The organism is Streptomyces sp. W1SF4 (assembly GCF_003950035.1).
Taxonomy (GTDB): Bacteria; Actinomycetota; Actinomycetes; order Streptomycetales; family Streptomycetaceae; genus Streptomyces; species Streptomyces racemochromogenes.
Map to the genome: position 1 here is coordinate 1,369,233 of NZ_CP034350.1, position 20,890 is coordinate 1,390,122.

The 20,890-nt window shown below is 73.5% G+C and carries 18 protein-coding genes and 1 riboswitch; of the genes, 7 read left to right on the forward strand and 11 right to left on the reverse strand.

The window, feature by feature from the left end; translation table 11 throughout:
• Nucleotides 1-84 precede the first annotated feature (84 nt).
• Both D1J60_RS06455 and D1J60_RS06460 read left to right on the forward strand, forming a co-directional pair.
• On the forward strand, nucleotides 85-2,001 hold the full coding sequence (locus D1J60_RS06455; RefSeq protein WP_125820467.1) for an AAA family ATPase: 1,917 nt from the start codon (nucleotides 85-87) through the stop codon (nucleotides 1,999-2,001).
• Between the two features lie 116 nt (nucleotides 2,002-2,117).
• Nucleotides 2,118-3,491 carry an FAD-dependent oxidoreductase gene (locus D1J60_RS06460; RefSeq protein ID WP_125820468.1) on the forward strand — a complete coding sequence of 458 codons (1,374 nt, stop codon included), beginning with the start codon at nucleotides 2,118-2,120 and terminating at the stop codon, nucleotides 3,489-3,491.
• Between the two features lie 6 nt (nucleotides 3,492-3,497).
• Here D1J60_RS06460 and D1J60_RS06465 read toward each other — a convergent pair whose 3' ends face one another.
• The 10 genes from D1J60_RS06465 to ribD form a co-directional block, all read right to left on the reverse strand.
• A complete protein-coding gene (locus D1J60_RS06465) occupies nucleotides 3,498-4,538 on the reverse strand; it encodes a hemolysin family protein (protein ID WP_125604577.1) in 1,041 nt (346 codons plus the stop codon).
• Nucleotides 4,535-5,902 carry a hemolysin family protein gene (locus tag D1J60_RS06470; RefSeq protein ID WP_125604575.1) on the reverse strand — a complete coding sequence of 456 codons (1,368 nt, stop codon included), beginning with the start codon at nucleotides 5,900-5,902 and terminating at the stop codon, nucleotides 4,535-4,537. Before D1J60_RS06470 ends, D1J60_RS06465 begins: the two co-directional genes overlap by 4 nt.
• A gap of 200 nt (nucleotides 5,903-6,102) precedes the next feature.
• Nucleotides 6,103-6,567 (reverse strand): PH domain-containing protein, encoded by a 465-nt coding sequence (locus D1J60_RS06475; RefSeq protein WP_125820469.1) that lies wholly within the window; start codon nucleotides 6,565-6,567, stop codon nucleotides 6,103-6,105.
• Between the two features lie 113 nt (nucleotides 6,568-6,680).
• On the reverse strand, nucleotides 6,681-7,529 hold the full coding sequence (gene hisG / locus D1J60_RS06480; protein WP_125603397.1) for an ATP phosphoribosyltransferase: 849 nt from the start codon (nucleotides 7,527-7,529) through the stop codon (nucleotides 6,681-6,683).
• Nucleotides 7,530-7,610: 81 nt separating this feature from the next.
• Nucleotides 7,611-7,892, reverse strand: coding sequence for a phosphoribosyl-ATP diphosphatase (locus D1J60_RS06485; RefSeq protein ID WP_125820470.1), 282 nt, complete (start codon nucleotides 7,890-7,892; stop codon nucleotides 7,611-7,613).
• A gap of 58 nt (nucleotides 7,893-7,950) precedes the next feature.
• Entirely contained in the window at nucleotides 7,951-8,436 is a 486-nt protein-coding gene (gene ribH, locus D1J60_RS06490) for a 6,7-dimethyl-8-ribityllumazine synthase (protein WP_125603399.1), read from the reverse strand.
• A gap of 49 nt (nucleotides 8,437-8,485) precedes the next feature.
• The gene (locus D1J60_RS06495) at nucleotides 8,486-9,781 is read right to left on the reverse strand and encodes a bifunctional 3,4-dihydroxy-2-butanone-4-phosphate synthase/GTP cyclohydrolase II (protein WP_125820471.1); all 1,296 of its coding nucleotides are present in this window, start codon (nucleotides 9,779-9,781) and stop codon (nucleotides 8,486-8,488) included.
• Nucleotides 9,778-10,431: a nicotinamide mononucleotide transporter family protein gene (locus D1J60_RS06500; RefSeq protein ID WP_125820472.1), complete on the reverse strand. Its 654-nt coding sequence runs from the start codon at nucleotides 10,429-10,431 to the stop codon at nucleotides 9,778-9,780. The genes D1J60_RS06495 and D1J60_RS06500 overlap by 4 nt, the downstream gene beginning before the upstream one ends.
• Entirely contained in the window at nucleotides 10,428-11,051 is a 624-nt protein-coding gene (locus D1J60_RS06505) for a riboflavin synthase (protein ID WP_125820473.1), read from the reverse strand. The genes D1J60_RS06500 and D1J60_RS06505 overlap by 4 nt, the downstream gene beginning before the upstream one ends.
• Complete coding sequence (gene ribD / locus D1J60_RS06510) at nucleotides 11,052-12,116, reverse strand: bifunctional diaminohydroxyphosphoribosylaminopyrimidine deaminase/5-amino-6-(5-phosphoribosylamino)uracil reductase RibD (protein ID WP_125823900.1); 1,065 nt, start codon at nucleotides 12,114-12,116, stop codon at nucleotides 11,052-11,054.
• Nucleotides 12,117-12,332: 216 nt separating this feature from the next.
• Nucleotides 12,333-12,462: riboswitch (FMN riboswitch) on the reverse strand.
• A gap of 300 nt (nucleotides 12,463-12,762) precedes the next feature.
• On the opposite strand from ribD, the gene D1J60_RS06515 reads away from it, so the two are divergent.
• Both D1J60_RS06515 and D1J60_RS06520 read left to right on the forward strand, forming a co-directional pair.
• Nucleotides 12,763-15,120, forward strand: coding sequence for a chitinase C-terminal domain-containing protein (locus tag D1J60_RS06515; RefSeq protein WP_125820474.1), 2,358 nt, complete (start codon nucleotides 12,763-12,765; stop codon nucleotides 15,118-15,120).
• 152 nt (nucleotides 15,121-15,272) lie between these two features.
• On the forward strand, nucleotides 15,273-16,010 hold the full coding sequence (locus D1J60_RS06520; RefSeq protein WP_125820475.1) for an SDR family oxidoreductase: 738 nt from the start codon (nucleotides 15,273-15,275) through the stop codon (nucleotides 16,008-16,010).
• A gap of 33 nt (nucleotides 16,011-16,043) precedes the next feature.
• On the opposite strand, the gene D1J60_RS06525 is transcribed toward D1J60_RS06520, so the two are convergent.
• Nucleotides 16,044-17,213: an ROK family transcriptional regulator gene (locus D1J60_RS06525; RefSeq protein ID WP_125820476.1), complete on the reverse strand. Its 1,170-nt coding sequence runs from the start codon at nucleotides 17,211-17,213 to the stop codon at nucleotides 16,044-16,046.
• 56 nt (nucleotides 17,214-17,269) lie between these two features.
• Between D1J60_RS06525 and D1J60_RS06530 the strand changes: the two genes are divergently transcribed.
• From D1J60_RS06530 to D1J60_RS06540, 3 genes are all read left to right on the forward strand, one after another.
• Complete coding sequence (locus tag D1J60_RS06530) at nucleotides 17,270-18,484, forward strand: MFS transporter (protein WP_125820477.1); 1,215 nt, start codon at nucleotides 17,270-17,272, stop codon at nucleotides 18,482-18,484.
• A 115-nt stretch (nucleotides 18,485-18,599) separates the two neighbouring features.
• The gene (locus D1J60_RS06535; protein WP_125820478.1) at nucleotides 18,600-20,012 is read left to right on the forward strand and encodes a solute carrier family 23 protein; all 1,413 of its coding nucleotides are present in this window, start codon (nucleotides 18,600-18,602) and stop codon (nucleotides 20,010-20,012) included.
• A 76-nt stretch (nucleotides 20,013-20,088) separates the two neighbouring features.
• Nucleotides 20,089-20,760 carry a DUF5995 family protein gene (locus tag D1J60_RS06540; RefSeq protein ID WP_125820479.1) on the forward strand — a complete coding sequence of 224 codons (672 nt, stop codon included), beginning with the start codon at nucleotides 20,089-20,091 and terminating at the stop codon, nucleotides 20,758-20,760.
• Nucleotides 20,761-20,890: the final 130 nt, after the last annotated feature.

Consider the following 20,890-nt stretch of genomic DNA (forward strand, 5'->3'; position numbering starts at 1 on the left):
CCTGATTTCATCGGCGGGGTCGACAACTCTGGTGCGCGACGCGGAGTTTGCCGCGCACCACGGGGCATGCTTGTGGGGGATGTGATGGACTTCGGCATGCCGGGCAGCGCACACGCTCCGGCCGAACTCGCCTGGCTCCGCGGGGTCGACGCCTGCACGATGGGCGCGTACCCGCAGGCCGAGGAGGAGTTCCGCACGGCCGTCGGGCTCGATCCCACCATGGCCGACGCCTGGCTGGGCCTGCACGCGCTGCGCGTGGACACCACCAACGCCTTATTGCGGATGTACGCCCACCGGGACCGCTTCGGCGAGCAGCGCACCCGCCACCGGCGCACCCTCAACTCCTGGTACTGGCTGGGCTGGTGGGTGCAGCCGGTGCTGGAGAGCCGCCGGGACCTGCTGCTGGCCCACGCCTCGCACTGGCTGGACGGCCGCCACGTGCCCGAGCTGGACCAGGCCCTCGCCGCGCTGCCGCCGGTCGACACCGACCCCCAGGTCCGGTTCCTGCACGCCTGCCGGGCCTACCTGGTCAAGGACTGGGAGCAGCTGGTACGGCACACCGAGCCGCTGGTGCTCGACCCGCTGCTCGGGATCGAGGCGGGGCTCTTCGGCGGGATGGCCCGGGTCCGGCTGGAGATGTACGGGCAGGCGGAACCGATGCTGTCGGCCGCGCTGATGAGGTGCCGCAGCGAGCAGCCCCAGCGCAAGGAGCTGCGGTACTGGCTGGCGCGGGCCCGCGAGGGCACCGGGCGCAGCGCGGCGGCGCTGCCGCTGTACCGGGCAGTGCACCGGGTGGACCCGGCGTTCATGGACACCGCGGCCCGGCTGACGGCGATCGAGGACAGCACCGATCCCGACGACATGGCCGGGCTGGCCGACGCCTTCGGGTACGGCGGGTACGGCGGCCACCTGAGCGAGGGCTTCGCCGGACACTACGCGGCGGTCGCCCTGGGCGGCGGGGGCGGGGGCGGCGGGGGCGGCCCGGTCCAGGACATCGCGCCGGACGGGCAGGTGGACGCCGATCCGCCGACGCCCGGGGAGCCGCCGGGAACGGGCCGGCTGGAAGGCGTACGGCACCGGCTGCCGGTGCCCCCGCAAGGCGCCCCGCCCGGACTGCCCACCGGTCCGCCCGATCCGGCGCTGCTCGCCGAAGCGCTGGCGGAGCTGGAGCGGATGGTCGGCCTGGAGCCGGTGAAGCGGCAGGTGAAGGCCCTGTCGGCGCAGCTGCACATGGCCCGGCTGCGGGCCGCGCAGGGCCTTCCGGTGCAGCCGCCGAAGCGGCACTTCGTCTTCTCGGGCCCCTCGGGGACGGGCAAGACCACGGTGGCCCGGATCCTGGGGCGGGTCTTCTACGCGCTGGGGCTGCTGGGCGGGGACCACCTGGTGGAGGCGCAACGGGCCGACCTGGTCGGTGAGTTCCTCGGGCAGACGGCGGTCAAGGCGAACGAGCTGATCGACTCCGCGATCGGCGGGGTGCTGTTCGTGGACGAGGCGTACAGCCTGTCCAACTCGGGCTACAGCAAGGGCGACGCGTACGGCGACGAGGCCCTCCAGGTGCTGCTGAAGCGGGCCGAGGACAACCGCGACCACCTCGTCGTCATCCTGGCCGGCTACCCGGCGGGGATGGACCGGCTGCTGGCCGCCAATCCGGGACTGTCCTCCCGGTTCACGACCCGCGTCGACTTCCCGAGCTACCGGCCGGCGGAACTGACCGCGATCGGCGGGGTGCTGGCCGAGGCGAACGGGGACTGCTGGGACGAGGAGGCGCGGGAGGAACTGCGCAGCATCAGCGGGCACGTGGTGGAGCAGGGCTGGATCGACGAGCTGGGCAACGGGCGGTTCCTGCGCACGCTGTACGAGAAGAGCTGCGCGTACCGGGACCTGCGGCTGGCGGGCTTCGCCGGCGAGCCGTCGCGGGAGGACCTGGCCACGCTGCGGCTGCCGGACCTGATGCAGGCCTACGGGGAGGTCCTCTCGGGGCGGGGGCCGAGCCCGGCCTGACGCTTCGGCTGCCGCCGCGCCCTCCCCGGGGGCCCGGGCCCCCGCGCTCAATAGGCCGGCGAGGCTGGATTTTGCCGGTAGGGTCGGACTGCAACACGACGCGAAGGGGAGCCTCAGTGGCGCGGGTTGCAGTGATAGGCGGGGGTGTCAGCGGGCTGGGAACGGCCCTCTTGCTCGGGCGGCGGGGCCATGCGGTCAGCCTGTACGAGCAGGACGTACGGGGCGTCGGGGAGGACCTCGACCGGGACTTCTTCGACTGGCACCGGCCCCGGGTCCCGCAGGCCGCGCAGCCGCATTCCTTCCTCGCCCCCGTACGGTCCGTGCTGCGCGCCGAGGCCCCCGACGTGTACGCGGACCTGCTGGCGCGCGGCGCCCGGGAGTACCACGACTTCGACTGGTTCGGCGAGCACCCGCCGGCGCGGGACGGGGACGACGAGCTGGTGACCCTGCGGACCCGCCGCATCGTCCTGGAGGCCGCGCTGGCCTCGGCGGTGCGCCGGGAGGCGGCCGTCGAGGTGCGCCAGGGCAGCCGGGTGAGCGGGCTCCGCTTCGCCGAGGGCAGCCCGCCACGGGTCACCGGCGTGCGGGTGGGGGACCGGGAGGAGCCGGCGGATCTGGTCGTCGACGCGTCCGGGCGGCGTTCGCCGGTTCCCGGCTGGCTCACCGCGGCGGGCTGCCGGCCGCCGGTGGTCGACAGCCACCGCACCGGACTGGCGTACTTCTGCCGCTGGTACGCGCTGCGGCCCGACGGCCCCCGGGACCCGGGGAGGGTGAAGACCGGCTCGGCCGCGCCGTTCGCGCTCGCCGGGGTGTTCCCGTCCGACAACGACACCTTCGCGGTGCACCTGGTGCTCTCCACGGCCGACCCGACCCGCAGCGCGGTCACCGACCCGGCCGTCTTCGAGGCCGCCGCCCGCCGCTTCCCCGCCGCCGCGGCCTGGCTCGGACTGGATCCCGAACCGCGGTCGGCCGTGCTGCCCATGGCGGGCCTGCCCAACCGCTGGACCTCCCTGACCGACGGCGCCGGGCCCGTGGTCACCGGCCTGGTCAACACGGGCGACAGCCTCGTCCACACCAACCCGACCCTGGGCCACGGCGTCGCCTTCGGTCTGCTCGCCGCCCGGTACCTGGCCGCCCACGCCGACGAGACGGCCGCGGACCCGGCCGGCTACCACGACTGGACGGCCCGGACCCTGCGCCCGTGGTTCGACGAGCAGGTGGCCGCCGACCGGGTCAACGAGCGGCGTCTGGCCGAGGGCGCCCCGGCCACCGACCGACGGGCGGCAGCCGTGGGCGCCTGCGCCTTCGAGGACCCGGTCGTCATGCGGGCCCGGGCCAAGGTCCGCCACCTGTTGCTGCCCGCCGCCGACGCCTACGGCACCGAGGAGGTGGACCGGCAGGTGACGGCCTGGCTGGAGGCCAACCCGGACTTCGCGCCGGGGCACGACGGGCCGACCCGGGACGAGTGGGAGGCACTCGTCCCGGGCTGAGCCGGATCAGGCGCGGGCGAAGGGCCGGTGGGCGGGGTCGCGGACCTCGCCGACCAGCATTTCGAGGACGTCCTCCAGGGCCACCAGGCCCAGGATCCGGCCCGACGGGTCGGCCACCTGGGCCAGGTGGGTGGCGTCGCGGCGCATGACGCTGAGGGCGTCGTCCAGCGGGAGGGTGGAGCACAGGGTGGTCATCCGGCGCCACACCCGCTGCGGCACCGCCCGCTCGCGGTCCTCCAGGTCCAGGACGTCCTTGACGTGGAGGTACCCCATGAAGGCCCCCGTCTCGGTGCGGACGGGGAAGCGGGAGTAGCCCGTGCGGACCGTCAGCTGCTCGATCTCGCGGGGCGTGACGGCCGGGCCCACCGTGACGAGGCGGTCCCGCCTGAGCAGGACGTCGGTGACCGGGCGGCTGCCCAGCTCCAGGGCGTCCTCCAGGCGCTCCTGCTCGACCGGTTCGAGGAGCCCGGCCTGCCGGGAGTCCTCCACCAGCCGGCCCAGCTGCGCGCTGGTGTAGACGGCCTCGACCTCGTCCTTCGGCTCGACCTTGAACAGCCGCAGGACCAGCGCCGCGCACGCGCCGAGCGCCGTGGTGACGGGGCCGCAGAGGCGGGCGAAGGCGACCAGGCCGGGGCTGAACCACAGGGAGGTCTTCTCGGGCGCGGCCATGGCGAGGTTCTTCGGGACCATCTCGCCGATGACCAGGTGCAGGAAGACCACCGCCGACAGGGCCACCACGTAGCCGAGGGGGTGGATCAGGCCCTCGGGCACGTGCAGGGCGTGGAAGACGGGCTCCAGCAGCCGGGCCACCGTGGGCTCGGCGACGGCGCCGAGGGTCAGCGAGCACATGGTGATGCCGAACTGGGCGGCGGCCATCATGCGCGGCAGGTTCTCCAGGCCGTACAGCACCTGGCGGGCCCGCTTGGAGCCGGCGGCCAGCGGCTCGATCTGGCTGCGGCGTACGGAGACGAGCGCGAACTCGGCGCCGACGAAGAAGCCGTTGGCCAGGACGAGGAGCAGGGCGAAGACGAGCTGCAGCGCGTTCACAGGGCGGCGCCTTCCAGCTCGGCGGCCGGGCGGCCGCTCGCGGGGGCCGGCACGGCCGTGAGGCGTACCAGGCGCACCCGCTCCGCGCGGTTGCGCCGGACCTGGCGGACGGACAGCTTCCAGCCGGGCAGCTCGGCCCGGTCCCCGGGTGAGGGGATCCGGCCGAGGAGGTCGGCCACGAGCCCGGCGACGGTCTCGTAGGGCCCCTCGGGCACGTCGAGGCCTATCCGGCGCAGGGTCTGCACGCGGCAGCTGCCGTCGGCCTCCCAGGAGGGGCGGCCGTCCTCGCCGGGTACGGCGGCCAGTTCGGGGCTGTCGTCCTCGGCGAGGTCGTGCTCGTCGCGGACCTCTCCGACGAGTTCCTCCACGATGTCCTCCAGGGTGACCACGCCGGCGGTGCCGCCGTACTCGTCGACGACCACGGCCATGGGCTGTTCGCTGCGCAGCCGCTCCAGCAGCGGCTGGACCGGCAGGGAGCCGGGGACCAGCAGCGGGGCGACGCAGATCCGGGCGACGGAGGTGCGGGCGCGTTCGGACTCGGGCACGGCGAGGGCGTCCTTGAGGTGGACGACGCCGGTGACCTCGTCGATGCGCTCGCGGTAGACCGGGAAGCGGGACAGGCCGGTGGCGCGGGTCAGGTTCAGCACGTCGGCCGCGGTGGCCGTGTCCTGGAGGGCGCTGACCTTCACGCGGGGGGTCATGACGTGCTGGGCGGTGAGCTCGCCCAGCGACAGGGTCCGTACGAAGAGGTCGGCGGTGTCCTGCTCGAGGGCACCGGCCTGGGCCGAATGGCGGACCAGGGAGACCAGCTCGCCGGGGGTGCGGGCGGAGGCCATCTCCTCGGCGGGCTCCACTCCGAGCGCCCGCACGAGGCGGTTGGCGACGGAGTTGAGGCCGGCGATGACGGGCCGGAAGGCCCGGGAGAAGACCTGCTGCGGGCCGGCCACGAAGCGGGCCACCTGGAGCGGCCGGGAGACCGCCCAGTTCTTCGGGACGAGCTCGCCGACGACCATCTGCACGGCGGAGGCGAGCAGCATGCCGGTGAAGACGGCGATGCCGGAGACGGCTCCGGCGGGCAGGCCGGTGGCGGCGAGCGGCCCGGACAGCAGGGCGGCGAGCGCCGGTTCGGCGAGCATGCCGACGACGAGTGAGGTGATGGTGATGCCGAGCTGGGTGCCGGAGAGCTGGAAGGACAGCTCCCGCAGGGCTTCGACGACCGTGCGGGCACGGCGGTCGCCCTCGGCTGCGGCGCGCTCGGCCTCGGGCTTCTCGACGGTGACGAGGCCGAACTCGGCCGCCACGAAGAAACCGTTGGCGAGGATCAGTGCGAAGGCCGCCACGAGCAGCAGTAGCGGGATGGTCATGCCGCCGCCTCCGTGGGGAGGGCGGCGCGGGTACTACCGGACGATCCGTCCATTGCTGGAGGGAGTCACTCCTCTGGTCGTAGGGTGCCCACGGGCCACGGGGTCCCGGGGCGGTGGGAGGGCACACGGGTGCGCCCCGCCACCAGGGTAGTCATTGAGATCGCCGCCGCAATGGGACGCAGCGACGAGGCCCGGCCGGGTCAGTGGTCGTTTGTGCCGGTTCCGTGGGTTTCGGCGAGGGCGCGCAGGGCGCGGGCGTCGCCGATGGCCCGGGCCTTGGCCACGCCGGGCTGGATGCCGAGGACGGGAAGACTGGTGCCGTCGTTGAGGTCGAGGAAGACCCACGGGTCGCCGGGGCGGAGGTTGACGCGGAGGATCTGCGCCCACTCCAGGCGGCGGGTGGTGGTGAGGTTCACCACGGTGACGCCGTTCTCGTCCGCGACCACCTTGGGGCGGCTGAGCAGGACGAGGACGGAGGCCATCAGGGCGGCGGTGAAGACGAAGCTGACCCGCTCGCCGGGGCCGAGGTTCTCCAGGAGCAGCCCGATCGCCGTGATGGTGGCGAACATGACGGTCCCGACGCTGAGCAGCACCGCCCGGGTGCGGTTCGGCCGGAAGGTGACCGGCAGGGCGGGCGGGGCGGGGCGGGCGGCGGACTCGCTCATGGTGCGCTGGGCCTTCTGGGGTGACGTACGGGAGGACGGCGCGGGGGTGGTGCGCCGTACGGGGGCGTGGGGGCGGGAGGGTCCGGGTGCGGACCCTCCCGTCCGGAGCCGCCCTAGAGGCGGCAGGCGTGGATCGAGGTGGTGAGGATCGCGCGCGCGCCGAGTTCGTACAGGTCGTCCATGATCCGCTGGGCCTCCTTGGCGGGGACCATCGCGCGGACCGCGACCCAGCCCTCGTTGTGGAGCGGGGAGATCGTCGGGGACTCCAGGCCCGGGGTGAGGGCGACGGCGCGCTCCAGGTGCTCGGCGCGGCAGTCGTAGTCCATCATCACGTAGCTGCGGGCCACCAGGACGCCCTGGAGGCGGCGCAGGAACTGCGCGACCTTGGGGTCCTCGACGCCGGCGCCGGTGCGGCGGATGACGGTCGCCTCGGACTGGAGGATCGGCTCGCCGATGACCTCCAGGCCGGCGTTGCGCAGGCTGGTGCCGGTCTCGACGACGTCGGCGATGACCTGCGCGACGCCGAGCTCGATGGCGGTCTCGACGGCGCCGTCCAGGTGGACGACGGAGGCGTCGATGCCCTGGTCGGCGAGGTGCTTGGCGACGATCCCCTCGTACGAGGTGGCGATCGTCATCCCGCCGAAGTCCTCGGGGCCCTTCGCGGTGCCGGGCTTGGTGGCGTAGCGGAAGGTGGACCGGCCGAAGTTCAGCGGCAGGATCTCCTCGGCGTTGGCGCCGGAGTCGAGCAGGAGGTCGCGGCCGGTGATGCCGATGTCCAGCTTGCCCGAGGCGACGTAGATCGCGATGTCCTTCGGGCGGAGGTAGAAGAACTCGACCTCGTTGTCGGGGTCGACCGTGACGAGTTCCTTGGACTCCTTGCGCTGGCGGTAGCCGGCCTCATGGAGCATCGCCGACGCCGGTCCGGAGAGTGAACCCTTGTTGGGGACGGCGATGCGCAGCATGGGCTTCCTTTGGTGCGTGGGTGCGAAGGGTGTGGGCGGGGCGGGGCCCCGGTACTGCGGGCTCCGGTACGGGGCTCCGGCCTAGAGGTGCGCGTAGACGTCGTCGAGGGAGATCCCGCGCGCCACCATCATCACCTGGACGTGGTAGAGCAGCTGGGAGATCTCCTCGGCGGCGGCTTCCTTGCCCTCGTGCTCGGCGGCCATCCAGACCTCGGCGGCCTCCTCGACGATCTTCTTGCCGATGGCATGGACGCCCTTGCCGACGAGCTCGGCGGTGCGGGAGGTGCTGGGGTCGCCGTTGGCGGCCTTGTGCTGGAGCTCCGTGAAGAGCTCTTCGAAGCTCTTGGTGGGTTCGTTCGCCATGATGCCCTTAGAGTACGGGCTCACCCGGGTCCCGCGGTGCCGGGGTTCACTCCTTGGACTACCGCCAGGGTTCGCTGACGGTACGCAGCGTCATCGCGGTGGCGACGGCGGCGGTGACCGCTTCGTGCCCCTTGTCCTCGTTCGACCCCTCAAGGCCCGCGCGGTCCAGCGCCTGCTCGTCGTTGTCGCAGGTCAGGACGCCGAAACCGACGGGGACTCCGGTGTCGATCGACACCTGTACGAGGCCCTGGGTGACGCCCTGGCAGACGTAGTCGAAGTGCGGGGTGCCGCCTCGGATGACCACGCCGAGGGCGACGACGGCGTCGTAGCCGCGGCCGGCCAGGACCTTGGCGACGACCGGGAGTTCGAAGCTGCCGGGGACGCGGAGCAGGGTGGGCTCGTCGATCCCCAGCTCGTGCAGGGCGCGCAGGGCGCCGTCGACCAGACCGTCCATGACCTTCTCGTGCCACTGGGCCGCGACCACGGCCACCCGGAGGTCTCCGCAGTTCTTCACGCTCAGTTCGGGTGCGCCCTTGCCGCTCACAGCTCTGCTCCTCGGTGTTTCGGTTCGTGTGGGTCTGGTGGGTCGGTGGTTACTGGTTGCCGCAGGCGGAGGTCGGTACGGCACCCTCCAGCCAGGGCAGGTCGTGGCCCATCCGGTCCCGCTTGGTGCGCAGGTACCGCAGGTTGTGCTCGCCGGCCTCGACGGGCATGGGTTCCCGGCCGGCGACGGCGATGCCGTGGCGGACGAGGGCGTCCGACTTGTCGGGGTTGTTGGTCAGCAGCCGGACGCTGCGGACGCCGAGGTCGGCGAGCATCTGGGCGCCGGCCCCGTAGTCGCGGGCGTCGGCGGGCAGGCCGAGTTCCAGGTTGGCGTCCAGGGTGTCGCGGCCGCGTTCCTGGAGCTCGTAGGCGCGCAGCTTGGACAGCAGTCCGATGCCGCGGCCCTCGTGCCCGCGCAGGTAGACGACCACGCCGCGGCCCTCGGTCTGGATGCGGGCCATGGCGGCCTGGAGCTGGGGGCCGCAGTCGCAGCGCTGGGACTGGAAGATGTCGCCGGTCAGGCATTCGGAGTGCATCCGGACCAGGACGTCCTCGCCGTCGCCGACCTCGCCGTGGACGAGGGCGACGTGCTCGACGCCGTCGACGGTGGAGCGGTAGCCGTACGCGGTGAAGTCGCCGGCGGCGGTCGGCAGGCTGACCTCGGCCTCGCGGCGGACGGTCGGCTCGGAGGAGCGGCGGTAGGCGATCAGGTCCTCGATGGAGATGATCGTCAAGCCGTGCTTGCGGGCGAAGGGGATCAGCTCGGGCAGCCGCAGCATGACCCCGTCCTCGCCGGCGATCTCCACGATGGCGCCGGCCGGGCGCAGGCCCGCGAGGCGGGCGAGGTCGACGGCGGCCTCGGTGTGGCCGTTGCGGACCAGGACGCCGCCGGGCTTGGCGCGCAGCGGGAAGACGTGGCCGGGGCGGACGAAGTCGCCGGCCTCCGAGGTGCCGTTGGCCAGCAGGCGCAGCGTGGTGGCGCGGTCGGCGGCGGAGATGCCGGTCGTGACGCCGTGCTCGGCGGTGGCGTCGACGGAGACGGTGAAGGCGGTCTTCATCGACTCGGTGTTGTGCTGGACCATCTGCGGGAGCTCCAGGCGCTCCAGCTCGGGGCCCTCCATCGGCGCGCAGATCAGGCCCCGGCACTCGCTCATCATGAACGCGACGATCTCGGGGGTGGCCTTCTCGGCGGCGATGACGAGGTCGCCCTCGTTCTCGCGGTCCTCGTCGTCGACGACGACCACGGGGCGGCCCGCGGCGATGTCGCGGATGGCCTGCTCGACGGGGTCGAGCCGGAAGGTCTCCTGGTCGGCCGCGTCCGGCACGGACTTGAGGATGGTGGTCATGCCGTTGCTCCTTCGAGAACCGTGGCGGGGGTGGTGCGCGAGCGCTGGTACCAGTCGTAGGCGCCCCACAGGACGAGCGCGAAGTAGACGACGTAGACGAGGCCGGAGAAGGCCAGGCCGCTGTTGAAGGCGAGGGGGACGCCGACGAGGTCGACGAGGAGCCAGGCGAACCAGAACTCGACCAGGCCGCGGGCCTGGGCCACCATCGCCACGATCGTGCCGACGAAGATGTAGGCGTCGGCCCACGGGCTCCACGACAGGTTCGGGAAGAGGGTGAACAGGCCGCCCACGGCGAGGGTGCCGGCGGCGGCTCCGGCGAGGAGCAGTCCGCGCTCCTTCCAGGTGGCGGTGCGGACGGCGATGGAGCCGTCCTGCGCCTTCCGGCGGCCGAGCTGCCAGGCGCGCCAGCCCCAGACGGCGACGGAGATCACCAGGAGCTGCTTGCCGACGCCGCCCGCGAGGTGGGCGGAGGCGTAGGCGGCGACCAGGATCAGGCCGGAGAGGAGCTGGGCGGGCCAGGTCCATATGGAGCGGCGCCAGCCGAGGGCGAGGGCGGCCAGGCCCATCAGGTTGCCGATCATGTCGGACCAGATGACCTTCTGCCCGAAGACCTCGAAGGCCTGGGTGTTGAGCCAGGTCAGGGCGGTCACTGCGCCGTCTCCTTCGCGTGGAGGGGGTTCACGCCGGCGGCCAGCAGGCGCTCGACGTACTTCGCGAGGACGTCGACCTCGAGGTTGACCGGGTCGCCGCTCTGCTTGAGGCCGAGGGTGGTCAGCGCGAGGGTGGTGGGGATGAGGCTGATGGTGAAGTAGTCGGCGGCGGCCTCGACCACGGTGAGGCTGACGCCGTCCACAGTGATAGAGCCCTTCTCTACGACGTACCTTGCGAGGTTCTCCGGCAGGGAGACCTTGACGATCTCCCAGTGCTCCGAGGGGGTGCGGGAGATGATCCGGCCGGTGCCGTCGACGTGTCCCTGGACGAGGTGGCCGCCGAGCCGTCCGCCGAGCGCCATGGGGCGCTCCAGGTTGACGCGGGAGCCGGCGGCGAGGGCGCCGAGGCTGGAGCGGTTGAGGGTCTCCTGCATGACGTCGGCGGTGAACTCGCCGCCCTCGGTCTCGACGACGGTCAGGCAGACGCCGTTGACGGCGATCGAGTCTCCGTGCTTGGCGCCCTCGGTGACGACGGGGCCGCGCAGGCGGAAGCGGGAGGCCTCGGCGAGCTGCTCGACGGCGGTGACCTCGCCCAGTTCTTCGACGATTCCGGTGAACACTCAGTGCTCCTTGGGGGCGTTGGCGGGAACGGCGGTGATGCGCAGATCGGGTCCGGTGCGGACGGCCTCGGTGATCTCGAGGCGTACCGCGCCGGCGATGTTGGTGATGCCGGCGCCGGCGAGGGCGGCGGGGCCGGCGCCGAGGAGGGCCGGGGCGAGGTAGCCGACGACGCGGTCGACGGCGCCGGCCTCGAGGAGGGCTCCGGCGAGGGTGGGTCCGCCTTCGAGGAGGACGGAGCGCACGCCGCGCCCGTACAGCTCGGCGAGGAGGAGGTCGAGGGGGAGGCGGCCGTCGCGCAGCGGCAGCCGCAGCACGTCGGTGCCGGGCAGGTGCGCGGTGTCGGCGTCCTCGCCGGTGACGATCAGGGTGGGGGCGGCGTCGTCGAGGATGCGGGCGGTCGCCGGGAGGCCGGCGCGGGTGTCGAGGGCGACGCGCAGCGGCTGGACGGCTCCGTCGACGCCGCGGACGGCGAGGTGGGGGTCGTCGGCGCGCAGGGTGCCGCCGCCCACGAGGACCGCGTCGGCCTCGGCGCGCAGCCGGTGGACGTCGGCGCGGGACTCGGGGGAGGTGATCCAGCGGCTGCTGCCGTCCTCCGCGGCGCTGCGGCCGTCGAGGGTGGCGGCGTACTTCCAGGTGACGTGGGGACGGCCGAGGCGTACGGAGGTCAGCCAGGCGGTGTTGCCCTGTTCGGCCTCGTCGGCCAGCAGGCCGGCCTCGGTGGCGATCCCGGCGGCGCGCAGGGTGGCTCCGCCGCCGCTGGCCTGCGGGTTCGGGTCGGAGACGGCGTAGACCACGCGGGCGATGCCGGCGTCGGCGAGGGCCTGGGCGCAGGGGCCGGTGCGGCCGGTGTGGTTGCAGGGTTCGAGGGTGACGTAGGCGGTGCCGCCGCGGGCGGCGTCCCCCGCCGCGCGCAGGGCGTGGACCTCGGCGTGCGGGCCGCCGGCCCGCTCGTGCCAGCCTTCGCCGACGACGGCGCCCGCGGGGTCGGTGATGACGCAGCCGACGACGGGGTTGGGGCTGGTGGAGCCGAGTCCGCGGGAGGCCAGCTCGATGGCCCGGCGCATCGCGGTGATGCTCGGGTCGGGTGCTGCCTGCGCGGCGTCTGTCGCCACCGGGTCCTCCTGCCTCATCGGGCACGGACTCCGGGGCCTGTCGGGATACGACAGATGAAGCGGGTAGCGCACGCGGGGACGCCGGGGCCGGGAACACGGTCCTCGGGACGCGTATCCGCTGGGATACGCCGATGGACCGCCGACGGCGGCGTACCGGTGACTGGCCCGCCGCGCACTGCCTCCCATCCGGACTTTAACCGTCGGTCCAGGAATTTCACCTGGTCAACCGGCCGCTGGATGCGGACGGGTCGCGGACTATACCGCCGGTTCGGAATTACACCGACCCCGGAGTGCGCTGCTACTGGTACTAGGGCCAGTGTGCCACGGGCGGTCGGGGGCCATGCGGGTGAGGTGCTGTGGCCTGGCTCACAGGAGGGCCGTTCTCGAGCGCCCCTATGGCGCCGGCGGTGCCCCGGCCTCCCCCCGCCCCGCTTTGGTCCAGACCTATTGACGGGTTGGTCTAGTCCTCTTAACGTTCCCTTCATCTTCCCCGGGAGCCGGCCTGTCGACGTGCGCACGTCACGGGCCAACCAGCGCCACTTTCCTGCCTGTTGCCGCACGTTGGCCCCCTGCCATCCTCCCCTCCCCAGGAGGCACCATGCTGTCCCCCACACGTACGAGAGCGATGCTCCTGGCATCCGGCGCCGCGATAGCCGGACTGCTGGTCGGCGGCCTCTCGGCCGGCGTGTCCCACGCCGCGGACAACGAGAGCTGTCGCCCGGACGGGCTCTACAAGACCGCCGGCGTCGACGTCCCGTACTGCTCGGTCTACGACGCCGAAGGCCGCGAGAAGATGGGCGCCGACCACCAGCGGCGCGTCATCGGCTACTTCACCGGCTGGCGCACCGGCAAGGACGGCACGCCCGCCTACCTCGCCAGCAACATCCCGTGGTCCAAGGTCACCCACCTGAACTACGCCTTCGCCCACGTCGGCGCCGACAACAGGATCTCCGTCGGGGCGGACAACGCGAACAACGCCGCCACCGGGATGACCTGGCCCGGCGTCGCGGGGGCCGAGATGGACCCGGCCCTCCCGTACAAGGGCCACTTCAACCTGCTGAACAAGTTCAAGAAGCAGTACCCGAACGTGAAGACCCTGGTCTCGGTCGGCGGCTGGGCCGAGACCGGCGGTTACTTCGGCGACGACGGCAACCGGGTCGCCTCCGGCGGCTTCTACTCGATGGCCACCAACGCCGACGGTTCGGTCAACCAGGCGGGCATCGACACCTTCGCGGACTCCTCGGTGGAGTTCGTCCGCAAGTACGGGTTCAACGGCGTCGACATCGACTACGAGTACCCGACCACCATGAAGGACGCGGGCAACCCGCTGGACTGGCAGCTGTCGAACGCCCGCCGGGCCGGCCTGGTCAAGGGCTACGACGTCCTCATGAAGACGCTGCGCGAGAAGCTCGACCGCGCGGGCGCCGCCGACGGCAAGCACTACCTTCTCTCCGTCGCCGCCCCCTCCTCCGGCTACCTGCTGCGGGGCATGGAGACGTTCCAGATGCAGAAGTACCTGGACTACGTCAACATCATGTCCTACGACCTGCACGGCGCCTGGAACGAGTACGTCGGCCCCAACGCCTCCCTCTTCGACGACGGCAAGGACGCCGAACTGGCGGCCGCCGGCGTCTACGGCAGCGCGCAGTACGGCGGCGTCGGCTACCTCAACACCGACTGGGCCTACCACTACTTCCGCGGCTCGATGCCCTCGGGCCGGATCAACATCGGCCTGCCGTACTACACCCGCGGCTTCAAGAACGTGCAGGGCGGCACGGACGGCCTGTGGGGCAAGGCCCCGGCCACCAGCTGCCCGGCGGGCGCCGGTCTGACCAAGTGCGGTGACGGCGCGGTCGGCATCGACAACCTCTGGCACGACAAGGACGCCAACGGGGTCGAGTCCCCGGCGGGCTCCAACCCGATGTGGCACGCCAAGAACCTGGAGAAGGGCGTCGTCGGCGACTACGTCACCAAGTACGGCTTCCCCGCGAACACCACCCTGACCGGCGCCTACGCCCGCAAGTACGACTCCACGCTGGTGGCGCCGTGGCTGTGGAACGCGCAGAAGAAGGTCTTCCTGTCCACCGAGGACGAGCAGTCCGTCGCGGCCAAGGCCGACTACGTGGTCGACAGGGGCATCGGCGGCACCATGGTCTGGGAGCTGGCCGGCGACTACGCGTACAACGCCGCCAAGGGCCAGTACGAGGCGGGCGACACGCTCACCTCCCTGATGTACGACAAGTTCAAGGCCGCCGCCCCGTACGGCGCGAAGAAGGCGGGCGCCACCGTGCCGCCGGCGTCGGCCGTGGACATCAGGACGGAGTTCACCGAGTTCAAGCTGGGCGACTCCAACTACCCGATCACCCCGAAGCTCAAGATCACCAACAACACGAAGAGCACGCTGCCCGGCGGCACCGAGTTCCAGTTCGACTACGGCACCTCGGCGCCGGCCAATGCCTCGGACCAGTCCGGTTTCGGTACGAAGGTGATCGCCACCGGCCACACCGGCAACAACGTCGGCGGCCTGAAGGGCGACTTCCAGCGGGTCTCCCTGAAGCTCCCGGCCTGGCAGACGCTGGCCCCGGGCGCCTCCGTCGACCTGGCGTTCAACTACTACCTGCCGGTGTCCACGCCCTCCAACTGGACGGTGAACATCTCCGGCACCACCTACGCCCTCGCCGGCGACCTGGCGCGCGGCACCACCACCGGCGAGCCGGGCGGCGGCAGCACCCCGCCGACCACTCCCCCGACCACCCCGCCCACCACTCCCCCGACGACCCCGCCGACCACCCCCGGGACCTGCACCTCCCCGGCGTACGTCGCGGGCACGGTCTACAACTCCGGGAACGTGGTCTCGCACAAGGGCCACACCTGGAAGGCCCAGTGGTGGACGCAGAACGAGGAGCCCGGCACCACCGGCCAGTGGGGCGTCTGGAAGGACCAGGGCGCCTGCTGACCCCCTGCGGACGAGCGTGAACGAGGACCCGGTGGCCCGGCGGCCACCGGGTCCTGTCGCGTCCGGGGCCCGCCTCCGCGCGGGCTGTCACATTCCGCGGCCCCCGGCTGTCTCCTGGGAGAAGGCAGCCCCACGTGGAAGGACGACCCACCATGAGCACGATCCTCGTCACCGGCGGCACCGGGAACCTCGGGGCCCTGGTCGTCGCCCGGCTGCGCGGCCGGGGCCACGAGGTCCGGGCCCTGAGCAGGTCCTCCGCCGAGTACCCGGTCGACCTGCGCAACGGCAGCGGGCTGGACGCGGCGATGGCGGGCGCGGAGGTCGTCGTGCACTGCGCGAGCTCTCCGCGCGGCGGCGACGACGTCGCGGCCCGGCACCTGATCGCGTCGGCCCGGCGCGCCGGGACCGTCACCAACCTCGTCTACATCTCGATCGTCGGGGTGGACGTGGTGCCGCTCGGCTACTACCGGACGAAGCTGCGGGTGGAGCGGATGCTGGAGGGGTCCGGGCTCGGGGTCACCCTCCTGCGGACCACCCAGTTCCACGACCTGGTGGCCCAGGTGACGGCCGCCGCGGCGAAGCTCCCGCTGGTCCCGCTGCCCAAGGGCGTACGGGTGCAGCCCATCGCCGTCGAGGAGGTCGCGGACCGGCTGGCGGAGCTGGCCGGGCCGGCTCCGGCGGGCCGGGTCGCGGACATGGGCGGGCCCGAGATCCGCACCCTCCAGGAGTGGGGGCGGACCTACCTCGCGGCGACGGGGAGCAGGCGGAGGGTGGTCGCGCTGCCGCTCGCGGGGAAGGCGTACGCGGGCTTCCGGCGCGGCGGGAACCTGGCCCCCGCCCAGGCGGTGGGCCGGACCACCTTCGGGGAGTTCCTGGAGCGGCGGGGGTAGAAGGCGCCCGGCGGGCGCCCCGGCCTCGCGGCCTCAGCCCCCGAACAGGTCGTCCTGGGCGGCGGCCCGGGCGGCCAGGCGGGCTCCCTCCAGGACGGCCGGGCCGCCGAGCGCGGTGGCGCGGACCTCCGTCGGGACGGGGGTCAGGGCGGCCAGGCGGTCCGCGACGCGGGCGGCGAGGCCGGGGCCGCCCGCGTGGCCGAGCTCCCCGCCGAGGACCACGCAGCCCGGGTCCAGGACGGCGGCGACGGCCGCCGCCCCGAGGGAGAGCCGCTCGGCGAGGGCGTCGAGGAAGGCCTCCCCCGCCGCGCCGGCCACGGCCTGCTCCACGGGCCCGGTGAAGCCGTGCTCCGCCGCCAGGGCGGCCACCGCCGCGCTCCCGGCCAGGGAGTGGAAGCCGCCGCCGCAGTCGGTGGCGGAGGGCAGCCCTGCGGTCCCGGGGACGGGCAGGAAGCCGATCTCGCCGGCCCCGCCGGAGGCGCCCCGGCGCAGCCGCCCGTCCAGGACGACGGCGGCGCCGACGCCCGCGCCGAGCCACAGCAGCACGAAGGAGTCCAGGTCCCGCGCGGCTCCGGCGCGCTGCTCGGCGACGGCCGCCAGGTTGGTCTCGTTCTCCACGAGCACCCTGGCCGGCAGGGTCTCCTGGAGCGCGGCCACGAGCTCCCGGTGCCAGGCGGGCAGCCCGCCGGTGTCGCGCAGTCCGCCGTCCGCCGGGGCGACCAGTCCGGGCGCGCCGACGACCACGGTGTGCAGCTCCCGGGCGCCGGCCTCCCGGGTCAGCTCCGCCAGCCGGGCCACGGCCTCGCCGACCGCGTCGACGGGCAGGGCGGCGCGGGCCAGGGGGCGGCCGAGGAGATCGGTGACCACGGCGGTCGCGCTGTCGGTCCGTACGTCCAGGGCGGCCAGGTGGGCGCGGCCCGCGACGATCCCGTAGAGACGGGCGTTGGGGCCGCGGCGCTGTTCGCCGGACTCCCCCACGACCTCGATCAGCCCGGCCGCGCCGAGCCGTTCGACGAGGTCGGCGACGGAGGGGCGGGACAGCCCGGTCAGCCGCTTGAGCTGGGGCGCCGTCAGGGGCCCCTCCTCCTGGAGGAGTTCGAGGGCGAGGCGGTCGTTGATGGCCCGGGCCGTGCTCGGCGAGGCGGGGGACGGCGCGGCCGTCGCGGCGGGGGTCAGCACCTTGGCAGGGGTCACGGCGCCCATCTTAGGGAGGCGGAAGGCTCTAACTATCAGGCAGGCTCCCTGATAGTTTACTTCCCATGACCGGGGAACCCGAACTCAGCCCGGCGCGCCTGCGCCACGCCCGCTTCGCGATCGCCGCCGTCTTCTGCGTCCACGGAGGCGTCACCGGCTCCTTCGCCACCCGCATCCCCTGGATCCAGGAGCACGCCCAGCTCGGCGCCGGCACCCTGGGCCTGGCGCTCGCCTTCCCGGCCCTCGGCGCGGCGCTCGCGATGCCGCTGGCCGGGCGGATCAACCACCGCTTCGGCGCCCGCACCGCCCTGCGCGGGCTGCTTTCCCTGTGGACCCTGTCGCTGGTCCTGCCGGGCCTGGCCCCGAACCTGTGGACCCTGTGCGGGGCGCTCTTCGTCTACGGGGCCACCGCCGGGATGTCGGACGTGGCGATGAACGCCCTCGGCGTGGAGACGGAGAACCGGCTGGGCCGGTCGGTCATGTCCTCGCTGCACGGCATGTGGAGCGTCGGGGCGCTGCTCGGTTCGGCCGCCGGTACGGTCGCCGCGCACGCGGGGGCCGACGCCCGGCTGCACCACCTGGTCGCCGCGCTGGCCCTGACCGCCGCCGGGCTGGTCGCCGTACGCGGGGTGCTGGACCTGCGCGCCGCCCGCGAGGAGGAGGCCCCGCCGCGCTTCGCCCGGCCGCCGAGGGCGGCCCTGCTGATCGGCGGGGTGGGCTTCTGCGCGGTCTTCGCGGAGGGGGCGAGCCTGGACTGGTCGGCGGTGTACCTGCGGGACGTGCTGGGCTCGGCGGCCGGGCCGGCCGCGGCCTCCACCACCGCGTTCGCGCTGACCATGGCGCTGGCCCGGCTGGCCGGGGACCGGGTGGTGGACCGGTTCGGGGCGGTGCGGACCGTGCGGGCGGGCGGGGTGCTGGCCGTCGCGGGCGGGCTGCTGGTGGTCGGCGTCCGGGAGCCGGCGGCGGCCATGGCGGGCTTCGGGCTGATCGGGCTCGGCATCGCGGTGGTGGTGCCGCTCGCGTTCGCGGCGGCGGCGCGCAGCGGGCCGGCTCCGGCGCAGGCCATCGCCGGGGTCGCGACGATCACGTACACCTCGGGGCTGGTCGCGCCGTCGGCGATCGGGGCGGTGGCGGACGCCAGCTCGCTGGTGGTGTCGTTCGGGCTGGTGACCCTGCTGGCGTGCGCGCTGACCTTGGGGGCGGGGATGCTGCGGACCGGGCGGGCGCCGGGCGGGGCCACTCCCGCCAATCGGGACGAACCAGCACCTATCCGGCCGTAATATATCCGCTGGCCCGCTGCGGTGATCCCTTGCCGATCTCCTCGGTGATCTTCCTGGTGATCTACCGGCAGGGGCCAGGATCCTTGATCGGCCGACGGAACGGAAGTGGTGGGACATGGGCTTCGGCGTGCGCTGGACCCTGCACGGAGACGGGCGGACGCCCGCTCCCGGCGCGGTGGTGCGGCCCGAGGAGCGGCTGTCGTGGCCGCGCACCGCCGGACTCGGCGCCCAGCACGTCGTGGCGATGTTCGGCGCCAGCTTCGTCGCCCCGGTCCTCATGGGCCTGGACCCGAACCTGGCGATCATGATGTCGGGCATCGCGACGGTGATCTTCCTCCTCGCGACGCGCGGGCGGGTCCCCTCCTACCTGGGCTGCTCCCTCTCCTTCGTGGGCGTCGCGGCGGCGATCCGGGCGGGCGGCGGGGACAGCGCGGTGGTCACGGGCGCGGTCTTCACCGTGGGCGCGGCGCTCTTCCTCGCGGGTCTGGCCGTCCAGCGGTTCGGGGCGCGGATCATCCACGCGGCGATGCCGCCGGTGGTGACGGGCGCGGTCGTGATGCTGATCGGCTTCAACCTGGCGCCGGTCACGGCCTCGACGTACTGGCCCCAGGACCAGTGGACGGCCCTGCTGACCATGCTGTTCACCGGGCTCGCGGTGGTGTGCCTGCGCGGGTTCTGGTCGCGCATCGCGATCTTCCTGGGCCTGGTGTTCGGGTACGCGGTCTCCTGGGTCTTCGACCTGGTCTTCGGCAAGATCCACTCCACGGTGGGCGGGCCCGAGGCCGTGGACCACTGGCGGCTGGACCTCTCCGGCGTGGGCGAGGCCGACTGGATCGGGCTGCCGTCCTTCCACGCGCCGTCCTTCGAGTGGTCGGCCATCCTGATCGCGCTGCCGGTGGTGATCGCGCTGATCGCCGAGAACGCCGGACACATCAAGGCCGTCGGCGAGATGACCGGCGACCCGCTCGACGACAAGCTCGGCACCGCCATCGCCGCCGACGGCGCGGCGTCCATGCTGTCCACCGCCGTCGGCGGCCCGCCGAACACCACGTACTCCGAGAACATCGGCGTCATGGCCGCCACCCGCGTCTACTCCACGGCGGCCTACTGGGCCGCGGCCGGCTTCGCCCTGCTCTTCGGCCTGTGCCCCAAGTTCGGCGCGGTCGTGGCCGCGATCCCCGGCGGCGTGCTGGGCGGCATCACGGTGATCCTGTACGGCATGATCGGCCTGCTCGGCGCGCAGATCTGGCTGAACGGCCGGGTGGACCTGCGCAACCCGCTGAACCTGGTGCCGGCCGCGGCGGGCATCATCATCGGCGTCGGCGGGGTCAAGCTGCACTTCACCGACAGCTTCGAGCTGGGCGGGATCGCACTCGGCACGATCGTGGTGATCACCGGCTACCACGCGCTGCGCTACTTCGCCCCCGCGCACCTGAAGGAGCAGGAGCCGCTGCTGGACTCCGGCACGTCGGACTACGACGCGGACGCCGACGCGGACACCGACGCCGGGGGCGGCAAGCGGGGTTGACGCCCCTTCGCCCGAACCGGCGAAGCGCACGGCCAAGTTCCCCGCGCGGGGCGTCCGGGCTGGGACGCTGCCCTGCATGGAAGCGGTACTCGCGCGGATGCGCGCCCTGGACGAGCGGCTCCCCGCGCAGGACGGTGTCGCCGTCTTCAACCGGGTGTACATGACCGTGACGCAGACCCTGCACCGGCGGATCGGCCAGGGCGAGTTCCCGGCGCCGCGGCGGGCGCAGACGCTGGCCGTGCGGTTCGCGGAGCGGTACCTGACGGCGGTGGAGGCGGACCGGGCGCCGGCCTGCTGGCGCCCGCTGCTCCAGTACCGGCGCCACCCGGGGGTGCGGCCGCTCCAGCACGCGCTGGCCGGGATCAACGCCCACATCGGGCACGACCTGGCCCTGGCGGTGGTGTCCACCTGCCGCGCCCTGGACTGCCCGCCGACGGCCCTCGAAGCCGACTTCCACCGGGTCGGCGACACCCTGGTCTCCCTGGAGGAGCGCATCCGGGAGGACCTGATGCCGGGCCCCGACCTGCTGGAGGTCGCCGACCCGCTCACGCACCTGCTGGGCTCCTGGAGCCTGGAGCGGGCCCGGGCGGGGGCCTGGGCGTCGGCCCGCCTGCTGTGGACGCTGCGGCGCTCCCCCGACCTGGCGGAGGAGTTCGAGGAGTCACTCGACGCCGGGGTCGGCCTGGTCGGGCGGTGCCTCCTCACGCCGACGGCCCGCCGCTCCGCTGCGCGGTGCTGCCCCTGGTGACCCCCCGCTGCGCGGGCCGCGTGACCGGCTGGTGCCGCCGCGGGTGCGGGGGCCGCTGCGCGGGCTGCTCCCCGCCCCGCCCTTCGCCCGTTCCCTGGGGGCTCCGCCCCCAGACCCTCGCGCCTCAAAC

Coding starts and splice junctions, on each gene's coding strand:
- D1J60_RS06455 (WP_125820467.1), top strand. CDS start 85: ATGGACTTCGGCATGCCGGGCAGCGCACACGCTCCGGCCGAACTCGCC.
- D1J60_RS06470 (WP_125604575.1), bottom strand. CDS start 5,902: ATGACCATCCCGCTACTGCTGCTCGTGGCGGCCTTCGCACTGATCCTC.
- D1J60_RS06475 (WP_125820469.1), bottom strand. CDS start 6,567: ATGAGCGAGTCCGCCGCCCGCCCCGCCCCGCCCGCCCTGCCGGTCACC.
- hisG (WP_125603397.1), bottom strand. CDS start 7,529: ATGCTGCGCATCGCCGTCCCCAACAAGGGTTCACTCTCCGGACCGGCG.
- D1J60_RS06485 (WP_125820470.1), bottom strand. CDS start 7,892: ATGGCGAACGAACCCACCAAGAGCTTCGAAGAGCTCTTCACGGAGCTC.
- D1J60_RS06495 (WP_125820471.1), bottom strand. CDS start 9,781: ATGACCACCATCCTCAAGTCCGTGCCGGACGCGGCCGACCAGGAGACC.
- ribD (WP_125823900.1), bottom strand. CDS start 12,116: ATGCGCCGGGCCATCGAGCTGGCCTCCCGCGGACTCGGCTCCACCAGC.
- D1J60_RS06515 (WP_125820474.1), top strand. CDS start 12,763: ATGCTGTCCCCCACACGTACGAGAGCGATGCTCCTGGCATCCGGCGCC.
- D1J60_RS06520 (WP_125820475.1), top strand. CDS start 15,273: ATGAGCACGATCCTCGTCACCGGCGGCACCGGGAACCTCGGGGCCCTG.
- D1J60_RS06525 (WP_125820476.1), bottom strand. CDS start 17,213: ATGGGCGCCGTGACCCCTGCCAAGGTGCTGACCCCCGCCGCGACGGCC.
- D1J60_RS06530 (WP_125820477.1), top strand. CDS start 17,270: ATGACCGGGGAACCCGAACTCAGCCCGGCGCGCCTGCGCCACGCCCGC.
- D1J60_RS06535 (WP_125820478.1), top strand. CDS start 18,600: ATGGGCTTCGGCGTGCGCTGGACCCTGCACGGAGACGGGCGGACGCCC.
- D1J60_RS06540 (WP_125820479.1), top strand. CDS start 20,089: ATGGAAGCGGTACTCGCGCGGATGCGCGCCCTGGACGAGCGGCTCCCC.